The sequence below is a fragment of the Acidaminococcus massiliensis genome (assembly GCF_900095825.1).
GTDB lineage: Bacteria > Bacillota > Negativicutes > Acidaminococcales > Acidaminococcaceae > Acidaminococcus > Acidaminococcus massiliensis.
The window spans coordinates 1,049,798-1,067,837 of sequence record NZ_LT608315.1; the positions used below are offsets into that span (position 1 = coordinate 1,049,798).

The window sequence follows — 18,040 nt, forward strand, 5'->3', positions numbered from 1 at the left end:
ATCATGATGGGTACTCCTGTTGAAGTTGACAATATCAAACATGTGACAGTCGTAGGCATTGGGACACAAGGCTCCATGATTGCTTTTCGAAATGCCTTATACGGTAAGCAGGTTACAGGATACAGCCGGACAGAAAAATCTATTCTGACTTGCCAGGCGAAGGTGGAAAAATGGCTGGCCTATTTCGTCCAAGAAGGTAGGATCAATGAAGAAGAAGCCAATGCGGTAAGAAAGCGTATCCGGTATGCAAGGAACTTGGAAGAAGCCTGTCAGGATGCAGAACTTGTTGTAGAGAATGTCCCTGAAAAATTGGCTTTGAAACAAGATGTATTTGAGCAGTTGGATAAAATTTGTCCAACTGGATGTTTGCTCAATTCCAATACTTCTTCCTTGCTTATGAGTGATATTTATGTACGTGTTTCTCCGGAACGGAAAAAACGGACTTTTTCAGTCGACCACGACGATCCTATCCGCAATAATTATCTTGAAATGATGTGGAATGCCAGTACATCTGAGGCTACAAAAAAGGCTGCCCTTGCGCATTATCACACGCTGGGATTCGAACCTGTCGTTACAGAAAAGGAAATCAAGGGCTATTCAATCAACCGCGTGTGGCGTGCTGTTAAGCGAGAATGTCTCCATCTTTGGGCTGATGGATATGTGGATCCGGCAGAATTCGACCGTGGTTGGCGAATCGAATGGAATACCAATATTGGGCCTTTCCAACTTATGGATCTCATCGGTCTTGATACAATCTATAATATTGAAATGTCTTATTATGAAGCCAGTGGAGAAGAACGGGACAAACCGCCTGTAAAATTGAAAGAAATGATTGACCAAGGACAGTTGGGCATGAAATCAGGAAGAGGGTTTTACTCCGGGTACGACAGAGAAGCAGGAAATCTTTCTGTCGATAAACATAAGTGAACAGGGAGAGATCATTGATGATTCTGACGGATGAACAGCAAAAAATGCTGGATGGTGTATATGGCAAAGGGGCCTCCCTCGCCATGGAAGTTCAGGTCGGAATTGCTAAATGCTTTGATGCACCTCGTATGGTCCCTATCCAGAAAGTGCATGTTTCACTTAGTGCACAGGAGGCGGATTTATGGTTTGCCAGCCGTCTTTTGTCGGCTGGGGCAGTCTGCAGAATCTCTCCAACGGTCAATCCAGGATACTCTGTGGGCACATTTGCGTCGACCCTTTCGGACACAGCAAAGACTCATATGGAACGGGTAGATCAGGTGTATAGAGCACTTGGTGCTACGATGACTTATTGTTGTACGCCTTACTTGTATGGCAACAAGCCGAGAAAAAATGAAGTGTGTGCATTCTCTGAAACCAGTGCAACAATTTTCGTGAATGCCGTCCTGGGAGCAAAAACCAATCGGGAGAGTGCCGCCAGTGCCTTATGTGCGGCCATCACTGGATGCGTTCCAGAATATGGGATGCTCTTTGAAAAAAATCGATTTGGAACCATAGCGGTTGAAGTCGATGCTAGGTTGGAGAAAGAGGGAGACTTTGCTCTGCTAGGGATGCTCGGGAAGAAAATAGGACGAGGCAACCCCGTTTTCTTTGGGTTGCCTCCATCGATTCCTGTGGAATCACTGATTGCTTTGGGTGCTTCTTTAAATGTTTCTGGCAACTATGACATTTATGCCGTACCAGGGGTGACTCCTTTGGTAAGAGATGAAAAGGATGCTTTTGGCAATAAAGAACCGCTGCGTACGGTTAAGATTACGCAAAAAAATCTGGATGATTTGCGAGATAAAGGCCATCCTGTATCCGGGGAAAAAATATCTTTCTGTATTTTAGGCTGCCCGCATTACACGTATTCCCAGGTGGAGAGGGTGGGAGGTCTGCTTACAAAGCCCGCGGCTGTCCCCATTTATATCCTTACTTCTCTTGAAGTCATAGAAGAAGCAGAAAAAAATGGACTGCAGGACCATCTTTACCGATTTGGCGGGAAGTTAATTCCTCATACTTGTGTGGATGAAGTCAATTGCTGGCACTTTCTCAAAGGTATGTTAGGTGTTACAGATTCGCCTAAAGCAGCCTATTATATGACAAGTGCGGGGGTGACACTGACGGTTCAGGATGTGGAGCAATGTATCCATGAGGCTATCCAAGGAAAGGTATGTGAATGATGACAAATGTGTTTGCCTGCAGAGAAATAGCCAAAGGTAAGGCTGAGGGTGAAATCCTTCTTTCGTCAGATCAGATCCTTTTCTACCATGTACGCCCTGAAGATGGTGTAGTAATGGAACGGGGTCACTGTCTTGAAGGAATCAGTGTGAAAGATAAGATATTGATATTTCCGGGTGGCAAAGGCAGTTCCGTTGTCCAAATGGACGGGCTCTATCAATTGGAAAAGCATGGGACTGCTCCGAGGGCTTTTATCGTAGAAGAACCGGATACAGTATTGGTTTCTACAGCTATCATTATGGATGTACCCATGGTAGATCGAGTAGAGCATTCTTTTTACAGAGAAATCCACAATGGAGATATCGTTCGTCTGGATACAACAAAACAAACAATTGAAATAGAGGAAAGGGGTCAACGAATGGAAAGAATTCTTTTAAATGGGCATGAGCTCACCCTTCAGGCTTTGTATCACATTGCTTATGAGGGATATCCTGTAGAAATCGAAGCAGAAGCATGGAAACGAGTCAAACGGGGCCGTGAAACGATGGAACGGTTGGCTCATGATGGGAAAGCCATTTACGGGTATAATAGGGGTGTAGGCTGGAATAAAGATCGGAATGTAGAAGAAAATCTCATTGAAAAAGAAAACAGAAAAGTCATTTATAGCCATGCATTGGGATATCCACCTTACAATACAATAGAAGAAGTACGCGCGATGATGGCAATCCGGCTGAACACGCTGCTTATTGGAGCTTCTTGTGCAAGTGACGAACTTGTTATCTTATATAAAGAATTTCTGAATCGTGGAATAACTCCTTGTGTGCCCCGGCGTGGATCAGTTGGGGAAGCTGATATTACGACCATTACCCATATCGGGATGGCTTTTGCAGGAGAAAACCAGGTATACTATAAGGGACAGCAGACAAGCGCCAGAGAGGCCATGAAACAGGAAGGGCTAGAACCCTATCATTGGCAGCTGAAAGATGCCCATACGGTTATGCTTTCCAATTCTCAGGGGGAAGGTACAACAGCCATCTTGGTAAAGGAAGTTGAAGATTTACTTTTTATGTCTGATTTGGTTTATTGTCTGGATTATGAAGGGTTGAATGGCAACATCGAGGCCATGCGCCAGGATGTAAATGAGCTGAGAGGGCTTCCGGGACAGAAAAAATGTGCAGCTCGCTGCCGAAAATTCCTGGAAGGCAGTTACCTATATGATAAAGACTCCAAACGAGCACTTCAGGATTCTCTGAGCTTTCGGGGAGGTTTTACTATTACAGGTACAGTGATAGATGCGTTGGAAGTGGTTAAGAAGTTCCTTGCCATTCAGATCAATTCTCCGTCTGATAATCCTTGCATCATCCCGGAAACCCAGGAACTGTATGTAACATCAAATTTTGAAACGACATCCTTAGCGGTGGCTGTTGAGATGCTTTCCATCGCTTTGGGACATCTGTCCAGGACGATTAATTATCGCATGATAAAAATGGCGGACCCTGATTTTACAGGTCTAACCCGCTTTTTAGCACCGAGAAATGGAGAATCCTATGGGTATTCCCAGATTCAGGATGCTTTTTCTGCTTTGGATGCGGAAAACCGGTTCCTTATTACTCCTTCTTCCGTAGATTTTTTTGCTATCGAAGGCTATATTGAAGATCATGCCAGCAATTTGCCTCTCGTTACAACGAAAGCTCTGCAATTGGTCGATAATCTGCGCTATCTTGTGGGCATGGAAGCCCTCTATGCAGCGCAGGCTGTGGACCTGCGGGGAAATATTAGACTTGGTCGATATACGCAGGCTGCCTACGATACCATCCGCAAAATCATTCCATCACTGGATGGATTGCGCCCTATCCAGGAAGACGTTCAAAAAGCGTATACACTCATCAAGTCTGGAAAATTGCTTGAGAATTTGGATGATCTGGCTCAGTGCCTCTGAATGGTTTTGCAATCGAGACTCCGTCATTTTATAAAAATAAGCAATCCGTCAAAACTCTCCCGTGTTGGCAGAGCTTTGACGGATTGCTTATTTAAACCAAATTTCATGCAAATTCCTTCAACAGTTCCAGAAACTCTTCCTCATGGTCCGGATACCACTGGGTGAAAGGTTCTCCGGCATCCAGCAGGATCTGGTTCAGATCCAGGAAAAAGCGGGGCAGCCGAGCGGTGGCGATGAGGGCCAGGGGCTCGCTGATTTTTTCTTTTCCGTAGGCATAGCTTCCGCCGGCGTATACTTGGAAGGCACTGGCCCGTTCGCCATTTACCAGGGTAAAGGCCCCCCGGAAGCCCAGCGCTGCCAGGGACTGGACGGTACAGGTGGAAGGGCAGCCGGAAAAATGACATTTGGGCAGATACCGGGTATCCACGCCCTGTTCCTTCAGGAATGCTGCAATCCGGGCCAGGGTCCCGTGGGAATCGCACAGTCCCTGCTGGCAAACAGTAGCACCGATGCAGCTGACGGAATGTTCAAAGGCGGTATGAGCTGTGTCTTTTTCTGTCAGGGCTGCGATTTTCCGGGCTTCTTCCGCTGTCAGGTTGATGATGTAGCAGGTTTCGTCCGCATTCAGCCGCAGCTGGGCTCCTTCCATCTGCGAGGCTTCTCTCAGCAGCTGCTGGAACACCTGGATATCCGGCACACCGCCCAGGGGTTTGTATTCCACATAGTACAATCCTTCTTGTTTCTGGCTGCGGATCCGGGGATCCGTCAGGACGGAATCGTCTTTTCCGGCTTTGGTCAGGGGCGGGATGGGTTCCAGTTCCAGCCGGGGGATCCTTTCTTCCCGGCAATGGGCTGCCGCGTCCCGGACAGCCTGCCGGAAAGGATCTTCACCCATTTTGGTCAAGATGAACCGGGAACGGGCCGTACCCCGGTGCTGATAGTCTCCATACTTCATGTATACGTCCCGGGCATAGCCCAGGATGTACCAGGACAGATCCTGGGGATCCACCTGGGTATCGATGAGGACTCCGAATCGGCTGCCGTTGACGCCGAAGCCGCCGCCGGCATACACGTCGAAGGTGCCGCCTGGACGGGCTACAAAGCCCAGATCTTTGAAGGTGGCATGGCCTTCGTTGTCGATTCCGTTGGAAAAGCTGATCTTGTACTTCCGGGGCAGCTTCAGTTCCGGGATCAGACTGATGACAAAGCTGGAAGCAGCCCGGATGGCCGGGGTCATGTCAAAGGGTTCGCCTTTTTCCACTCCGTGGAGAGGGCTGGCCGTGATGTTCCGGGGATTGTCCCCGCCGGCACCGGCACAATAGATGCCCTGGTCGAAGCAGTCCTGATACAGGCCCAGGACTGCCTGTTCCTGGAGACGATGGAGCTGGAGGGCTTCCCCGGTGGTGAAGTGGGCCAGGGTCACCTGGTATCTGTCGATGGCCTGGGCCAGGAAAGCCATGTGGGCCTGGCTGATGGTCCCGCCGGAAAACCGGAGCCGGAGCATGCTGCTGTTGGCGCCTCGTTCTCCATAGGAACCGAATTTCCCGGAAGTCCCCTTATATTTGCCCGGAGGCAGTTCTTTGGCATAAAAAGCATGGGCCGCTTCCTGGAAAATCGGGAATTGGCTGCGGATTTTTTCTTTGGCAGTTTCAGAAATCTGTAGCAAGGATGGATCCCTCCTTCAATAATATATCCTTCTTCTCTTATCTCAAGGTCAGCAGGCAGACTGTTTCCACATGGCTGGTGTGGGGGAACATGTCCACGGGCTGGACTTTCCGGACCACGAAGCCTTTGTCCCGTAAAATGGCCGCATCCCGGGCCAGGGAAGCCGGATTGCAGGAAACGTATACCACCCGCTGGGGACGGACCCTGGCAATGGCATCCAGCACCCGCTGTTCACAGCCAGCCCGGGGCGGATCCAATACCACCACATCCGGACGGCTGCCCTGGCGGACCAGTTCCGGCATTTCTTTGGCTGCATCTCCGCATAGGAAGTCCACATTGGCCACATGATTGTCCCGGGCGTTCTGCCGAGCATCCCGGATGGCCGGAGCCACGATTTCGATGCCCAGGGCCCGCTGGGCTTTCTGGGCCAGGAATAGGGTGATGGTGCCGGTACCGCAGTAGGCGTCGATGACTTTCTCCTTTCCCGTGAGGGACGCATACTGGAGGGCTGTTTCATAGAGCTTTTCCGCTTGGAGGGTGTTCACCTGAAAAAAAGAATGGGGGGAAATGGCAAAGGTGAATTTGCCCAGACGGTCGTGGATCACCCCGGGGCCCCAGATGACTTTGTTCTTCGGTCCCATGATCACATTGGTGTGCCGGGTATTGATGTTCTGGACCAGGGTGGTGAAGCCGGGGATTTCCTGGCGGAGCATGGCGGTCAGGTCCTTCAGATGGGGGACCTGGGGCTCGTTGGTCACCAATACAGCCATCACTTCTCCCGTCTGGACTCCCACTCGCCCCATAATGTGCCGGACGATGCCCCGGCGGGCATCTTCTTCCAAGGCGGGGATCCGGTATTTTTCCATCCAGGACCGGACAGTCTGGACAATCTGATTGTTGGCCTGCTGCTGGATCAGGCAGCCCTTCACATCGATGACTCGGTGGGTCCCTTGGGCATAGCAGCCGATGGCCAGGGTATGATTCCGTCCCTGGGCGGCAGGGACCTGCATCTTGTTCCGGTAATGCCAAGGATCATCTGCACCCAGGGTCTCCTGGACACAGAGTTTGGTGAAATGGCCGATCCGTTCCATGGCATCCACTACGGTCTGGCGTTTCAGAGCCAGCTGGGCCGGATAGGAAAGGTGCTGGAGCTGGCAGCCGCCGCACTGGGCATAGACGGGGCAGGGCGGTTCCACCCGGTCAGGAGAGGGTACCAGCAGCTTCTGCAGCCGGGCCTGACCGTAGCTTTTTTTCAGCAGGGTCACCTGGGCCTGGATCCGTTCTCCCGGCAAAGCACCGGGAACGAAGAAGGTAAAGCCGCTGACTTTGCCCACCCCTTCCCCGGAACTGCCCAGCCCGGTAATGGTCAGTTCGATATTCTCTTTGAGTTGGAATGGTATCTTATTCTCTTTCATAATACTGTCATTATACCGTTGTCCCAGGATGGACGCAATGTTTCCTGGGGAAAAGTCCCTAAAAGGCAGGGAAAAGAGGAAAAAGACAGGAAGTCCCTTATTCTGGGAGATAATCAAATGAATTGACAAAATCACAGGTTTTTACTATTATATAAATAGAAGGACGCTGAGTTTGGTTGCAGCGCCCGTTTTTTCAAATACAAGGAAAAAGGGTGTAGCTGGGAGGCGTGATCTTACTGGAAATACCATGAGGGGGAAAAGTTTATGATGTGGAAAGAGGATGTACTGCTGCTGTTCTATGTGGCTCTGGGCGGTGCACTGGGTTCTGTGGGGAGATACCTGGTGGCAGCTGCCCTGAAGGGAGTCTGGGGGAACGACTTCCCTTGGGAGATGATCTTCGTCAATACGTTTGGATGCATCCTGGTGGGTTTCTTTGCTGCGTTCCTGTATACCAAGCTGCCCCATCCCAAGTGGGCCATGCTGTTGTACTGGGGATTCATCGGCGGTTTTACGGCGTTTTCTTCTTTTATCAAAGAAGGACTGCACTTCTTTCTCCATGGGGAACATATTACGGGGTTTTTCTATCTGCTGCTCCAGAATACACTGGGCCTATTGGCAGCCAGCCTTGCTTTCTGGGCGGGAAAAACATTTTTTTAAAGGAATGATGTTGGTGTGAAACCTTTTTTTGCAACCCTGCTCCTTGTGGGCCTGGGCGGTTCCGCGGCCATCTGGGCCATGTACCGGACAGGCCTTTCTTTTTTGCGTCCCTTCTGGACCCTGGGGATATTCTTGCTGTTGCCTCTGTGTTTCGTCCTCAGCAATGTGTACCTCCATGCCCTGCCCCGGCCGGCCATCCGTTTTTTGGCCTGGACCGGCGGGCTCTGGATGGGCTTCCTCTATTATTCCGTGCTGGGACTGATCCTGTTCCTGCCTGCCCTTTTGGCGGGGAAACTGGGCCGCTGGCCGCTGCTGGCACCCCGGGCAGCGCAGGTCCTTGCGGCCGGCATTGTCTGTTTGGTCTTAGGCGGCTGCTGGCAAGCCCTCCATCCGGTGGTCCGGAAAATGGAGTATGTAACGGATAAACCCATCCCCGGTCCTTACCGGATCGTCTTTGTGTCGGACCTCCATTTCGGCGGTCTTTTCGGGACCTCCTATGGAGAAACCCTGGTCCGGAGGATCAACGGCTTGGAGCCTGACCTGGTCCTTCTGGGAGGGGATATGGTGGACGGGGACCTTCCTTTTGTCCAGCAGGAAGACAGCTTGGCTCCGTTGGCCCGGATCCAGAGCCGGGACGGGGTGTATGCCGTTTACGGCAACCATGACAAAAGGATGGGCACGGAAGCGGTGGAACGGTCCCTCCTGGAATCAGAAGGCATCCGTTTTGCCGTGGATGAGAACAAGGCCGTGAATCCTTGGCTGAATCTGACGGGAATGGATGATTACCTGTTCGGGGACCGGAGAGCATCCTATCATCCGGAACAGGGGAAATTCAATGTGTTTATGGAACATGAGCCCCGGCGGATCCAAGAGGCAGCAGAGCGGGGATATGATCTGTATTTTGCCGGCCATACCCATGCCGGCCAGATGGCTCCCAACCGGCTGATCACTCGGAAAATGTACTTCTTGGATTATGGATCGGAAATGGTGGGGCAGATGCTGGCCACGGTATCCAGCGGCTATGGCCTCTGGGGGGTCCCCATCCGCATCGGTCCCAAACCGGAAATCGTCGTTGTGGACATCAAAAAAGCAGATTGAGCGGCATGCTCAATCTGCTTTTTTCTTTTGGCCGCTGACAGTTGACCGTTGACTGCTGACCGGCGGTGCTGCCTGGAGCAGCACCGCCCCATACATCTCCGCCTTCTTCTCCAGCTTCATGGGATAGGCCCGGGAGGTGGAAGGCAGGCGGGTCAGGAGCAGTTCCCGTCCATCCAGGACAATGGGAAGGGAGGTCCCGGTCCGGGGCAGTTTAGGGGGATCGGTGCATTGGTGGAGGACGATTTCTGTAGCTTTTTCTCCGGTGGTGATCAGCTGACGGCAGCTGGAAATCTGCTGGAGCATGGCGGCCAGCGGCGCTTCTTCCACCACATGGAGGAATTTATCCGAGGCATTGCCCTTTTGCCGCTGGGCCCGGAGCACAGTGGGCCCCAGGGCGATCCCGGCTTGGCTTAGGAAGGCCTTGATCTTTGCGGCATCAAAAGCCTTGGCCTGCCCTTTCCGGAAGTGGTCCGGGTCTTTGAAATACACCATTCCTATGATCCGCCATATGTCATTCTGGAAATTGGGGTAATAGAAATCCATAGCCCGTTTTTCCGCTGCAGGAGGAAAAGTACCCAGGATCAGCACCCGGGCCCCTGCCGGCAGGAAAGGCGGAAAAGGATGCACCTCCACCGGGATCCCCGGCAGGATTTCTCCTGTAAGCTCCATTTGTTTCATGACAATATCGCTCCTTTTCATTCAGCGCCGGCAGAACAGAAAGCCGGCATCCAGCGGCCATTGATCATTGACCATTGACAGCCTTTTACTCCTCTTTCAGCAGCTTGAAGCTTTCCTTGTGGTATTCCAGGATGCCCTCTTTCTGCATCTTGCTCAGTTCGTTGCTGAGAGCACTCCGGTCTACGCTCAGATAGTCTGCCATCTGCTGCCGGTTGAAGGGGACTGTGATGATCTTTTTCTTCTGCTGGGCAGCCAGGAAGGACAGATAAGAAAGGACCCGCCCTCGGATGGATTTGGAAGAGGTGTGGAGGATACGCCGGGCCAGGGACAGATTTTTCCGGGCCAGGATATGGAGCAGGTTGTCGCTGATCTGCTGGTGCTGGGGGCAGCTGCGGGAACAAGTATGGAAGACCTTGGAAAGATCCATCATCAGGACAGTGGAGTCTTCCACCGCCAGTACGTTGATCAGCAGGGGCTCATTTTCCGCACAGGCATAGGCTTCCGCAAACAGTTCTCCGGGCCCCATCTGTCCCAGCAGGTTCCGGTTGCCCCACAGATCGTCGTTTTCAATGATGACTTTCCCGGAAAGGACCATGCTGACCGTATGGACCACATCTCCTGCATAGTGGATGTAGGAGCCTTTTTGATAAGACCGGACCACTCCGCCCAGACAGTGCATCCGGACTTCGATTTCGGCTGGGGGGACATTTTTGAATAAGGCCGTTTTGGCCAAGAATGCAGTATCCATGATTCTCCTCCGTTGTTAAAACAACATTAATACTGTCCCCAGTATAAGACCAATTTCCTGGAAATGCAAGGGGAAGAAGGACTTGACGAAAGGAATTTTCTGTGCTAAATTGAAAGCAATTTGATAGAGATACCTGCGATGAAAAGAAGAGTACCTTTTGCAGGCCGGCACAGAGAGCTTCCACTGGGGTGAAAGGAAGAGCGGCGGAGAAAGGGAACATGGCCTTGGAGCAGATGATTGAACAGCAGTAGGTCATCCGGGAGTGCCCGTTACAGCACTGGAGCATCCGAATTTTCGCGTGCTCGAGAGGCCTGGTTCGCCAGGCGAAGCCGGGTGGTACCACGATGCTTTCGTCCCTGCAGGGGGCGGGAGCTTTTTTTGTTCGAGAAAATAAAGGAGTGAGCGCTATGCCAATCAAAATCGACAGCCATCTTTCTGCCAAGGAAAAACTGCGTGAAGAAAATATCATCACCATCGACAACGACCGGGCCCTGACCCAGGATATCCGTCCTTTGAAAATCTTGATCCTGAACCTGATGCCGTTGAAAAAGCCGACAGAACTGCAGCTGCTGCGGCTTTTGGGCAATTCTCCCCTGCAGCTGGAAATCGATTTTTGCCGGCCGGTGAGCCGGGTGGGGACCCATACCGACAATTCCTATCTGGAATCTGCTTACCTGGAATTCAGCGATATCCAGGACCGGTATTATGACGGTCTCATCGTAACTGGGGCACCGGTGGAAAAACTGGAATTCGAGGATGTGGAATACTGGGGAGAAATCGAAGAATACTTGGAATGGGCCCGGAGCCACGTATATTCCGTCCTCCACTACTGTTGGGGTGCCCAGGCCGGCCTGTACTATTACTATGATGTGCCGAAGATCATGTTCCCCCAGAAACTCTGCGGTATCTATCCCTACGGGCTCACCGTCCGGAACCATCCTCTGCTCCGGGGCTTCGATGACCGGTACTTCATCCCCCAGTCCCGCTATACCACGGTGGATGACGCCAAAGTCTACAGCACTCCAGATCTCCAGGTCCTCAGCCGCAGTGTGGAGAACGGTATCAACATCTGTGCTACGGAAGACCTGCGGAGGATCTTCGTCATGGGCCATTTTGAATATGATCGGATGACCCTTCGGGATGAATACGTCCGGGACCGGGAAAAAGGGTTGGATCCCTCCCTGCCCAAGCACTATTATCCCACCGATGATACCACCCAGGAACCTTTGTTCAAATGGTGCAGTTATGTCCATCTGTTCTACTTGAACTGGCTGAATGTGGTGTACCAGGATACGCCTTACGATTTGCACAAGCTGACAAAGAGGGAGTAGGTGGGCTGCTGCACGTTATTGTGCACCATTTGCTCACACTTACAAGGAGGTTCAAAAATGGAGCAAACGGCAAAGAACTCTCTTGCCGGGCAGACCGATGTACGCTTCATGGAAATGGCCCTGGAAGAAGCTCGGCAGGCAGCCCGGGAGGGAGAGATCCCTGTGGGAGCCGTCCTGGTCCGGGAGGGCCAGGTATTGGCCCGGGACCACAACCGCCGGGAACAGGACAGGGATGCCACGGCCCATGCGGAACTCCTGGTGATCCGGCAGGCCTGCCAGCTGCTCCAGCGCTGGCGCCTCAGCGATGCTACCCTGTATGTGACTTTGGAACCCTGCCCTATGTGTGCCGGTGCCATCTGGAACGCCCGCCTGGGAAGGGTGGTGTACGGGGCCTGGGACAGTGCGGCCGGGGCCTGTGGATCCCAGTTCAATCTGCCCGCCCATGCTTCCCTGAATTTCCGGACAGCCGTCACTGCCGGGGTGCTGGAACAGGAGTGTCGGAAAATTTTACAAGATTTTTTGAAAGCACGGCGGTAAGTATGGTATAATAAAATTCTCATGGATGGGTGTCCGAGTGGTCGAAGGTGCTTGACTCGAAATCAAGTGTACCGCAAGGTACCGAGGGTTCGAATCCCTCCCCATCCGCCAGCCATGGGGCTGCTGCGCATGCAGCAGCCCCTTTTTACTGTATAAAAACTGTGGAGGCTGCAGGCATGGCGGCCGCAAAGGAAGGAAAGAAGCATGAAAACGTATCAACCCATTACCGGAGAAGCTCTGGCTGAACTGCGCAGCATTGTAGGAGAGAAGTATGTCTGGACCGATCCGGATCATCTGGAACAGTACAAAACCGATGAAGAAACCGATCCCCGGAAGTTCCATCTGCCGGAAGCAGTGGCGGCTCCCGGTTCTGCGGAAGAGATTTCCTCCATCTTGAAACTGGCCAACCGGGAACAGTTCCCGGTGACGCCCCGGAGCGGAGGTACCAGTGTATCCGATGGGGCCATTCCTGTGTGCGGAGGCCTGGTGCTCCTGATGGAACGGATGGACAAGATCCTGAAGGTGGATCCGGAGGGGATGTACCTGGTGGCCCAGGCTGGGGCCCGTACAGCAGCGGTCCAGCAGGCTGCCCGGGAACAGGGACTTTTTTATGCCGGGGATCCCTGCAGCGCTGACAGCTGCCTGATCGGAGGCAACCTGGCCACCAACGCCGGCGGTGACAAAGCCGTCCGTTACGGCACCACCCGGAACCAGGTCCACGCCATCGAAGTGGTGCTGCCCAATGGCCAGATCGCTCGTCTGGGCACCCGGAGCAAAAAGAATACCACCGGCTACTGCCTGGATCAGCTGGTGATCGGCAGCGAAGGTACCCTGGGCATCATCACGGAAGTGACCCTGAAGCTGTTGCCCCAGGCTCCCTATAAAGCCGATGTATTGGCTGTCTTCACCGACCAAGCCAAAGCCACAGGCATCGTTCCTGTACTGCTCCGGGAAGGACTGGACCCCACCAGTGTGGAATTCATGGACAATGCCTTCGTCCGGGCTTCCAGTGATTATTCCCAGCTGGACCTGGGCCATTATGAGGATGGTTCCTATGTGATCTTGACCCTGGAATGCTTCGATGAAGATGAACTGGATAAGAAACTGCTCAAACTGGACGGACTATGCCGGAGCCATGGGGCGGCGGATGTATCCATGGCCGACGACCGGGTATGGACCCTGCGGAAGAACTGCTTGGAATCTGCCCGGGTGCTGAGCAAGGTGATGACCAGTGACGATTTTGTGGTGCCCCTGGACAAAATCGCCCAGGCCATAGACGAACTGTCTGCCGAAGCAAAAAAGTATCCCTTCCGGGTGTTTACCCTGGCCCATGCCGGGGATGGGAATCTCCACTTCGCCATCTTGAAGGGAGAACTGTCTGACCGGGAATGGGAAGAGGCTCTGGACGCCTTCCACGCAAAGGCCTATGGCTACATCTATGCCCTGGGCGGCAAGCTCAGCGGAGAACACGGCATCGGAGCCAAGAAAGTGAAGCAGCTGGCCCAATTGGCGGATCCGGGAGAGCTGTACATGATGGAAACCATCAAGCGGGCCCTGGATCCGCTGGATATCCTGAACCCGGGGAAGGTGCTGGAGGTGTTTTAAGGGCCTGCTTGTGTGCAGGGAAGCAATCGTTGACCGTTGACAAAAAAGAGCCGCCGCCCAAAGGGCGACAGCTCTTTTTCCTTTATTTTCCCGGCGGGCTGCAAGGGCAGGCACCCCTGCGGCACATGGGGGTATCCGCTTATTGCTGCTTCCTTCCGGACCTGACAAGGTTCACGGGCCTCCATTGCGCAGGACCCACTCTTGCAGTCCGCCGGAAAAATAAAAGCCGCACAACGCGGCTGATTGGATAAAATGGCGGAGAGTGAGGGATTCGAACCCTCGATACGGTTATCCCGTATACACGCTTTCCAGGCGTGCTCCTTCAACCACTCGGACAACTCTCCAGGTTGAATTGCTGATGTACAGCTATTCAGTTTGTACAGCCGTCTGAACGACAACCGCGAGTAACAGTATATCGAATTTACAATCTGTTGTCAAGATGTTTTTTGAGAGATTTTCAGAATCTAGTTGAAGTCCCAGCCAAAAACAAGGTATAATAGCAAAGGATCAAAACAGAAAGGATGGGAAAGATGGCTTACGTTGCATTATACCGTACCTGGCGTCCCCAGGATTTCGATGATCTGGTGGGACAGGCTCCCATCAAGAAAGCCCTGACCAATGCCCTGGAAACAGGGAGGATTTCCCATGCTTATCTGTTTGCCGGCCCGCGGGGCACCGGAAAGACCAGTACGGCGCGGATCCTGGCCAAAGCCCTCAACTGTGCAGAGGGGCCCACGCCCCATCCCTGCAACCATTGTGAGAACTGTCGGGAAATCACGGAGGGGACATCAGGGGACGTGATCGAAATCGATGCGGCCTCCAACCGGGGCATCGATGAAATCCGGAAGATCCGGGAACAGGTCTATTTTGCACCGGTTTCCAGCCGGTATAAAGTCTATATCATCGATGAAGTCCATATGATCACCACCGATGCGTTCAACGCCCTGCTGAAGACCCTGGAAGAGCCGCCGGAACATGTGGTGTTCATCCTGGCTACCACGGAACCCCAGAAGATCCTCAATACCATCCTGTCCCGCTGCCAGCGGTTCGATTTCCGCCGGGCCACGGTGGATGAGATTGCGACCCATCTGGCAAAAGTGGCCGAGGGCAGCCATATCCAGGCGGAACCGGAAGCCCTGCGCCTGATGGCCATCCAGGCGGATGGGGGCCTGCGGGATGCCCTGAGCCTTTTGGATCAGTGCAGCATCATGGCGGACAAGGTGACGGAAGAGACCGTCCGCCAGGTCCTAGGCCTGGTGGGACGGGAAAAGCTCCGGGAATTGGTCGTCCAGATTGGGCAGAAAGACCTGTCCGGTGCCCTGGATACCCTGGGACAGCTGCTGGAACAGGGAAAGGAAATGGAGCAGATCCTGGGAGAAATGATGGAGTACTTCCGAGCGCTGCTGCTGTTCCAGGCAGACCGGGAATACCAGGAAATCTATCTGACGGATACCCGGGAAGCCTTGGAACAGACGGCGTCTCTTTTTACTTCCAGCCAAATCATCGCTGCTGTGGAGCGGCTCCATGAAGCCGTGAAAGAAAGCAAGTATTCCCTGCGGAAAAAGATCGTGGGAGAACTGTGTCTGTTCGATCTGTGTCAGAATCGAGGAAATACCGAAGCAGCTCTCCTGGCTCGGATCGACAGCCTGGAAAAACAGGTGGCGGCTTTGGAACAGGGAGGGCTTCCAGCGGCGCCGGCAGTCCGTCAGGCTGTCCCCGTCCAATCCGCTCCGGCTCCTATGGCCGTCCAGTCGGCGCCAGCAGCACGCTCTGCTTCTCCGGTTCGCCGGGAACCTGTCCCGGCTGCTGCGCAGCAGTCCAAGGATCCACGGGCTGCCTTTGCCCGGATGGCGGCTGCAGTCCGAAAGGAAGAAAAAAGGCCCAGCCAGCCGGCTGCTCCGGCGGCAGGGGTTCCGGCTTCCCGCCCGGCTCCGGCCTCCCGCCCCGGACTGGCAGCCGCCGGACCCGCTGTTGGCCAGGGACCCTGCTTCGACGGCAGCGGCCGGGCTTTGGGAGAACAGCTCTGGCAGAAGGTGCTCCAGGGGCTGAAACGGCGGCGGAAACGGACTTTCCTGGTCTATGCGGAAATGGCTCGGGTGGCCGACTGCCAGGATCGGGAACTGCTCCTGGCGGTCAATTCTTCCTTTGAAAAGGAAAAATTGGAGGAACCGGCATTCAAGACCCTGATCCAGGACATCTTGAAAGAAACCACGGGAGAGGCTGTCCGGCTCCAGGTAGTCCAGCAGGAAGGAGAAATCACCCTGCACAAACTCCGGGCACCGGCCCCTGCTCCGGCGGAACCCGCGCCGGTACCGCCGGACCCGTCGGCAAAAGACATCCCGCTGCCGGACGAACCGCCGGCTGATGCGGCACCTTCTCTGCCTTCGGGCAGGCAGGAACCTCAGCCGGCAGCAGCTGCAGCAAATCCCGCCCCAGAACCAGTGAAACAGGGAGAACTCCCGGAAGGTGTGAAAAAAGCCATGCAGGTCTTCGGCGGTGAAGTGTATAAAGAATAAAGAAAAATCCTTTTGAGGATATGAGGAGGAAACAGAATGTTCAAAGGTGGAATGGCAATGAACGGCATGCAGGGCATGCTGAAAAAAGTCCAGAAAATGCAGAGTGAGATGACGAAACTCCAGGAAGAACTGAAGGAACGGGAAGTGGAAGGCACTGCCGGCGGAGAAGCCGTCAAAGCTGTGGTCAACGGTAACAAGAACCTGGTCAGCCTGACCCTTTCTCCGGATGCGGTGGACCCGGAAGATGTGGAAATGCTCCAGGATCTGATTGTCACGGCCGTGAACGATGCTATGAAAAAAGTAGATGAAATGACGGAAAAAGAACTGGGCAAAGTCACTGGCGGCTTGAAACTGCCCGGGATGTTCTAAGGAGCGGTCCCAGGCATGCGGATGGTAAAACCTCTGGCGCGGCTCCACGAACTGCTGCGGAAACTGCCGGGGATCGGTTCCAAATCGGCTCTCCGTCTGGCCTACCATGTGCTGGATATGAAACGGGAAGATGTGGAGGCGCTGGCCAATGCCCTGCTGGATGTGAAGGATCATGTCCATCTCTGCCGCCAGTGCTTCGATCTATGCGAAGGGGACCTGTGCGAAATCTGCCAGGACAAGGAACGGGACCGGAGCCTAGTGTGCGTAGTGGAACAGCCTCAGGACGTGGCTGCCATGGAACGGACCCGGGGCTATCAGGGACTGTACCATGTGCTCCACGGCGTCCTGTCTCCCCTGGACGGTGTGGGACCGGATCAGCTGAAGATCCGGGAACTGCTGCTCCGGCTCCAGAAGGGAGATGTGCAGGAAGTCATCATCGCTACCAATTCAGATGTGGAAGGAGAAGCTACGGCCAATTATCTGGCTGGACTGATCCGTCCCACAGGGATCAAGGTGAGCCGGATCGCCCATGGGCTTCCGGTGGGCGGTGATTTGGAATATGCCGATGAACTGACCCTGTACAAGGCCCTGGAGAACCGGCGGGAAATCTGACACTTCCGGAGAAACGGGCTTCTCTCCGGGCAGCAAAACGGGAAATTCTGGAAAGGCGGTCGAATATCATGGAAATATGGCTGGTAGGAGGGGCAGCGCTGGTTGTCCTGTTCCTGGTCATCAATATGTTCTCCCTGTCTCTGAAACTGTTGTGGAACGGCATCTGCGGGGTGGTCCTGTTGTGGCTGTTCAACCTGCTGGGAGGAATCTTCGGCGTCACGATCCCCATCCATTTTATCTCCGCCCTGGTGGCCGGTTTCTTTGGCGTCCCCGGGGTGGTGCTGATGTTGCTCTACCAGCTGATGGGGCACTGAAATGCTGCAAAAATCAAAGAATGAAAAGATCCGTGTCCTCTGTTATCTCTGCATCGGGGGCACGGCTGCTTTGTTTGAGTGGGGACTGGTCTATCTGTTCAACCGCTGCTGGGGATGGAACTATCTCCTGGCAACGGCAGCGGCTTATCTCTGCTCTACGGTATGCCACTACGTGGCTACGAATATCTGGGTTTTCACCAGCGGTGTGCGGTACAGCAAAAGCAAGGAATTTTCCTTGGTCCTGGTGGTTTCTACCCTGGGGCTCCTGTTCAACGTACTGCTGATGCGGATCTTTGTCGGGGGGCTGGGCTTCCCGGTGATGGAATCAAAGGTGGCAGCTTCTGCGCTGGTGACCATTTGGAATTATTTTTCCAGGAAGCAATGGATTTATGCCAAGTAAAAGGAAATCAT

At 53.6% G+C, this 18,040-nt stretch carries 17 protein-coding genes, 2 tRNA genes, 1 other RNA gene and 1 other annotated feature; of the genes, 14 read left to right on the top strand and 6 right to left on the bottom strand.

Features of this window, described 5'->3' with window-relative positions; all coding sequences use genetic code 11:
• Positions 1–3: 3 nt before the first annotated feature.
• The 3 genes from BQ2657_RS05185 to BQ2657_RS05200 are packed head-to-tail and all read left to right on the top strand — an operon-like array spanning position 4 to position 4,084.
• Positions 4–927 carry a 3-hydroxyacyl-CoA dehydrogenase family protein gene (locus BQ2657_RS05185; protein WP_083236182.1) on the top strand — a complete coding sequence of 308 codons (924 nt, stop codon included), beginning with the start codon at positions 4–6 and terminating at the stop codon, positions 925–927.
• Positions 928–944: 17 nt separating this feature from the next.
• Positions 945–2,147 (top strand): aconitase X catalytic domain-containing protein, encoded by a 1,203-nt coding sequence (locus BQ2657_RS05190; protein ID WP_075579673.1) that lies wholly within the window; start codon positions 945–947, stop codon positions 2,145–2,147.
• Entirely contained in the window at positions 2,144–4,084 is a 1,941-nt protein-coding gene (locus tag BQ2657_RS05200; RefSeq protein ID WP_083236183.1) for an aromatic amino acid lyase, read from the top strand. Before BQ2657_RS05190 ends, BQ2657_RS05200 begins: the two co-directional genes overlap by 4 nt.
• A 103-nt stretch (positions 4,085–4,187) precedes the next feature.
• Here the strand turns inward: BQ2657_RS05200 and BQ2657_RS05205 are convergent, their stop codons facing one another.
• Positions 4,188–5,750, bottom strand: a complete 1,563-nt coding sequence (locus tag BQ2657_RS05205; RefSeq protein WP_075579674.1) for a nitrite/sulfite reductase — start codon at positions 5,748–5,750, stop codon at positions 4,188–4,190.
• Positions 5,751–5,787: 37 nt separating this feature from the next.
• Positions 5,788–7,164 (bottom strand): 23S rRNA (uracil(1939)-C(5))-methyltransferase RlmD, encoded by a 1,377-nt coding sequence (rlmD, locus tag BQ2657_RS05210; protein ID WP_075579675.1) that lies wholly within the window; start codon positions 7,162–7,164, stop codon positions 5,788–5,790.
• Between the two features lie 264 nt (positions 7,165–7,428).
• Here rlmD and BQ2657_RS05215 point away from each other — a divergent pair, with 264 nt between their 5' ends.
• Both BQ2657_RS05215 and BQ2657_RS05220 read left to right on the top strand, forming a co-directional pair.
• Positions 7,429–7,821 carry a fluoride efflux transporter FluC gene (locus BQ2657_RS05215; protein WP_075579676.1) on the top strand — a complete coding sequence of 131 codons (393 nt, stop codon included), beginning with the start codon at positions 7,429–7,431 and terminating at the stop codon, positions 7,819–7,821.
• 15 nt (positions 7,822–7,836) lie between these two features.
• Positions 7,837–8,919 carry a metallophosphoesterase gene (locus BQ2657_RS05220; protein WP_075579677.1) on the top strand — a complete coding sequence of 361 codons (1,083 nt, stop codon included), beginning with the start codon at positions 7,837–7,839 and terminating at the stop codon, positions 8,917–8,919.
• Between the two features lie 9 nt (positions 8,920–8,928).
• Here the strand turns inward: BQ2657_RS05220 and BQ2657_RS05225 are convergent, their stop codons facing one another.
• On the bottom strand, positions 8,929–9,597 hold the full coding sequence (locus BQ2657_RS05225) for a uracil-DNA glycosylase family protein (protein WP_075579678.1): 669 nt from the start codon (positions 9,595–9,597) through the stop codon (positions 8,929–8,931).
• Positions 9,598–9,682: 85 nt separating this feature from the next.
• The gene (locus tag BQ2657_RS05230) at positions 9,683–10,345 is read right to left on the bottom strand and encodes a Crp/Fnr family transcriptional regulator (protein ID WP_075579679.1); all 663 of its coding nucleotides are present in this window, start codon (positions 10,343–10,345) and stop codon (positions 9,683–9,685) included.
• A 129-nt stretch (positions 10,346–10,474) separates the two neighbouring features.
• Positions 10,475–10,706 (top strand) — a binding site (T-box leader).
• Between the two features lie 46 nt (positions 10,707–10,752).
• Between BQ2657_RS05230 and BQ2657_RS05235 the strand changes: the two genes are divergently transcribed.
• The 4 genes from BQ2657_RS05235 (at position 10,753) to BQ2657_RS05250 (ending at position 13,818) form a co-directional block, all read left to right on the top strand.
• Entirely contained in the window at positions 10,753–11,676 is a 924-nt protein-coding gene (locus BQ2657_RS05235) for a homoserine O-succinyltransferase (protein WP_075579680.1), read from the top strand.
• 57 nt (positions 11,677–11,733) lie between these two features.
• A complete protein-coding gene (gene tadA / locus BQ2657_RS05240) occupies positions 11,734–12,213 on the top strand; it encodes a tRNA adenosine(34) deaminase TadA (protein WP_075579681.1) in 480 nt (159 codons plus the stop codon).
• A 23-nt stretch (positions 12,214–12,236) separates the two neighbouring features.
• Positions 12,237–12,324 (top strand) — tRNA-Ser (locus tag BQ2657_RS05245).
• A gap of 93 nt (positions 12,325–12,417) precedes the next feature.
• Positions 12,418–13,818, top strand: coding sequence for an FAD-binding oxidoreductase (locus BQ2657_RS05250; protein ID WP_075579682.1), 1,401 nt, complete (start codon positions 12,418–12,420; stop codon positions 13,816–13,818).
• Between the two features lie 101 nt (positions 13,819–13,919).
• Here BQ2657_RS05250 and ffs read toward each other — a convergent pair.
• Together ffs and BQ2657_RS05260 are read right to left on the bottom strand one after the other, a co-directional pair.
• Positions 13,920–14,019: signal recognition particle sRNA small type (gene ffs / locus BQ2657_RS05255), an RNA gene on the bottom strand.
• 52 nt (positions 14,020–14,071) lie between these two features.
• A tRNA-Ser gene (locus BQ2657_RS05260) sits at positions 14,072–14,162 on the bottom strand.
• 186 nt (positions 14,163–14,348) lie between these two features.
• Between BQ2657_RS05260 and dnaX the strand changes: the two genes are divergently transcribed.
• From dnaX to BQ2657_RS05285, 5 genes are all read left to right on the top strand, one after another.
• Positions 14,349–16,334, top strand: a complete 1,986-nt coding sequence (gene dnaX / locus BQ2657_RS05265) for a DNA polymerase III subunit gamma/tau (RefSeq protein ID WP_075579683.1) — start codon at positions 14,349–14,351, stop codon at positions 16,332–16,334.
• A 36-nt stretch (positions 16,335–16,370) separates the two neighbouring features.
• The gene (locus BQ2657_RS05270) at positions 16,371–16,703 is read left to right on the top strand and encodes a YbaB/EbfC family nucleoid-associated protein (protein WP_022487406.1); all 333 of its coding nucleotides are present in this window, start codon (positions 16,371–16,373) and stop codon (positions 16,701–16,703) included.
• Between the two features lie 15 nt (positions 16,704–16,718).
• On the top strand, positions 16,719–17,315 hold the full coding sequence (recR, locus tag BQ2657_RS05275) for a recombination mediator RecR (RefSeq protein ID WP_075579684.1): 597 nt from the start codon (positions 16,719–16,721) through the stop codon (positions 17,313–17,315).
• Positions 17,316–17,383: 68 nt separating this feature from the next.
• Positions 17,384–17,629 carry a pro-sigmaK processing inhibitor BofA family protein gene (locus BQ2657_RS05280; protein ID WP_075579685.1) on the top strand — a complete coding sequence of 82 codons (246 nt, stop codon included), beginning with the start codon at positions 17,384–17,386 and terminating at the stop codon, positions 17,627–17,629.
• 1 nt (position 17,630) lies between these two features.
• Positions 17,631–18,029, top strand: coding sequence for a GtrA family protein (locus tag BQ2657_RS05285; protein WP_075579686.1), 399 nt, complete (start codon positions 17,631–17,633; stop codon positions 18,027–18,029).
• The last annotated feature ends 11 nt before the right edge of the window (positions 18,030–18,040 follow it).

Coding starts and splice junctions, on each gene's coding strand:
- BQ2657_RS05185 (WP_083236182.1), top strand. CDS start 4: ATGATGGGTACTCCTGTTGAAGTTGACAATATCAAACATGTGACAGTC.
- BQ2657_RS05190 (WP_075579673.1), top strand. CDS start 945: ATGATTCTGACGGATGAACAGCAAAAAATGCTGGATGGTGTATATGGC.
- BQ2657_RS05200 (WP_083236183.1), top strand. CDS start 2,144: ATGATGACAAATGTGTTTGCCTGCAGAGAAATAGCCAAAGGTAAGGCT.
- rlmD (WP_075579675.1), bottom strand. CDS start 7,164: ATGAAAGAGAATAAGATACCATTCCAACTCAAAGAGAATATCGAACTG.
- BQ2657_RS05215 (WP_075579676.1), top strand. CDS start 7,429: ATGATGTGGAAAGAGGATGTACTGCTGCTGTTCTATGTGGCTCTGGGC.
- BQ2657_RS05225 (WP_075579678.1), bottom strand. CDS start 9,597: ATGAAACAAATGGAGCTTACAGGAGAAATCCTGCCGGGGATCCCGGTG.
- BQ2657_RS05230 (WP_075579679.1), bottom strand. CDS start 10,345: ATGGATACTGCATTCTTGGCCAAAACGGCCTTATTCAAAAATGTCCCC.
- BQ2657_RS05235 (WP_075579680.1), top strand. CDS start 10,753: ATGCCAATCAAAATCGACAGCCATCTTTCTGCCAAGGAAAAACTGCGT.
- tadA (WP_075579681.1), top strand. CDS start 11,734: ATGGAGCAAACGGCAAAGAACTCTCTTGCCGGGCAGACCGATGTACGC.
- BQ2657_RS05250 (WP_075579682.1), top strand. CDS start 12,418: ATGAAAACGTATCAACCCATTACCGGAGAAGCTCTGGCTGAACTGCGC.
- dnaX (WP_075579683.1), top strand. CDS start 14,349: ATGGCTTACGTTGCATTATACCGTACCTGGCGTCCCCAGGATTTCGAT.
- BQ2657_RS05270 (WP_022487406.1), top strand. CDS start 16,371: ATGTTCAAAGGTGGAATGGCAATGAACGGCATGCAGGGCATGCTGAAA.
- recR (WP_075579684.1), top strand. CDS start 16,719: ATGCGGATGGTAAAACCTCTGGCGCGGCTCCACGAACTGCTGCGGAAA.
- BQ2657_RS05280 (WP_075579685.1), top strand. CDS start 17,384: ATGGAAATATGGCTGGTAGGAGGGGCAGCGCTGGTTGTCCTGTTCCTG.
- BQ2657_RS05285 (WP_075579686.1), top strand. CDS start 17,631: ATGCTGCAAAAATCAAAGAATGAAAAGATCCGTGTCCTCTGTTATCTC.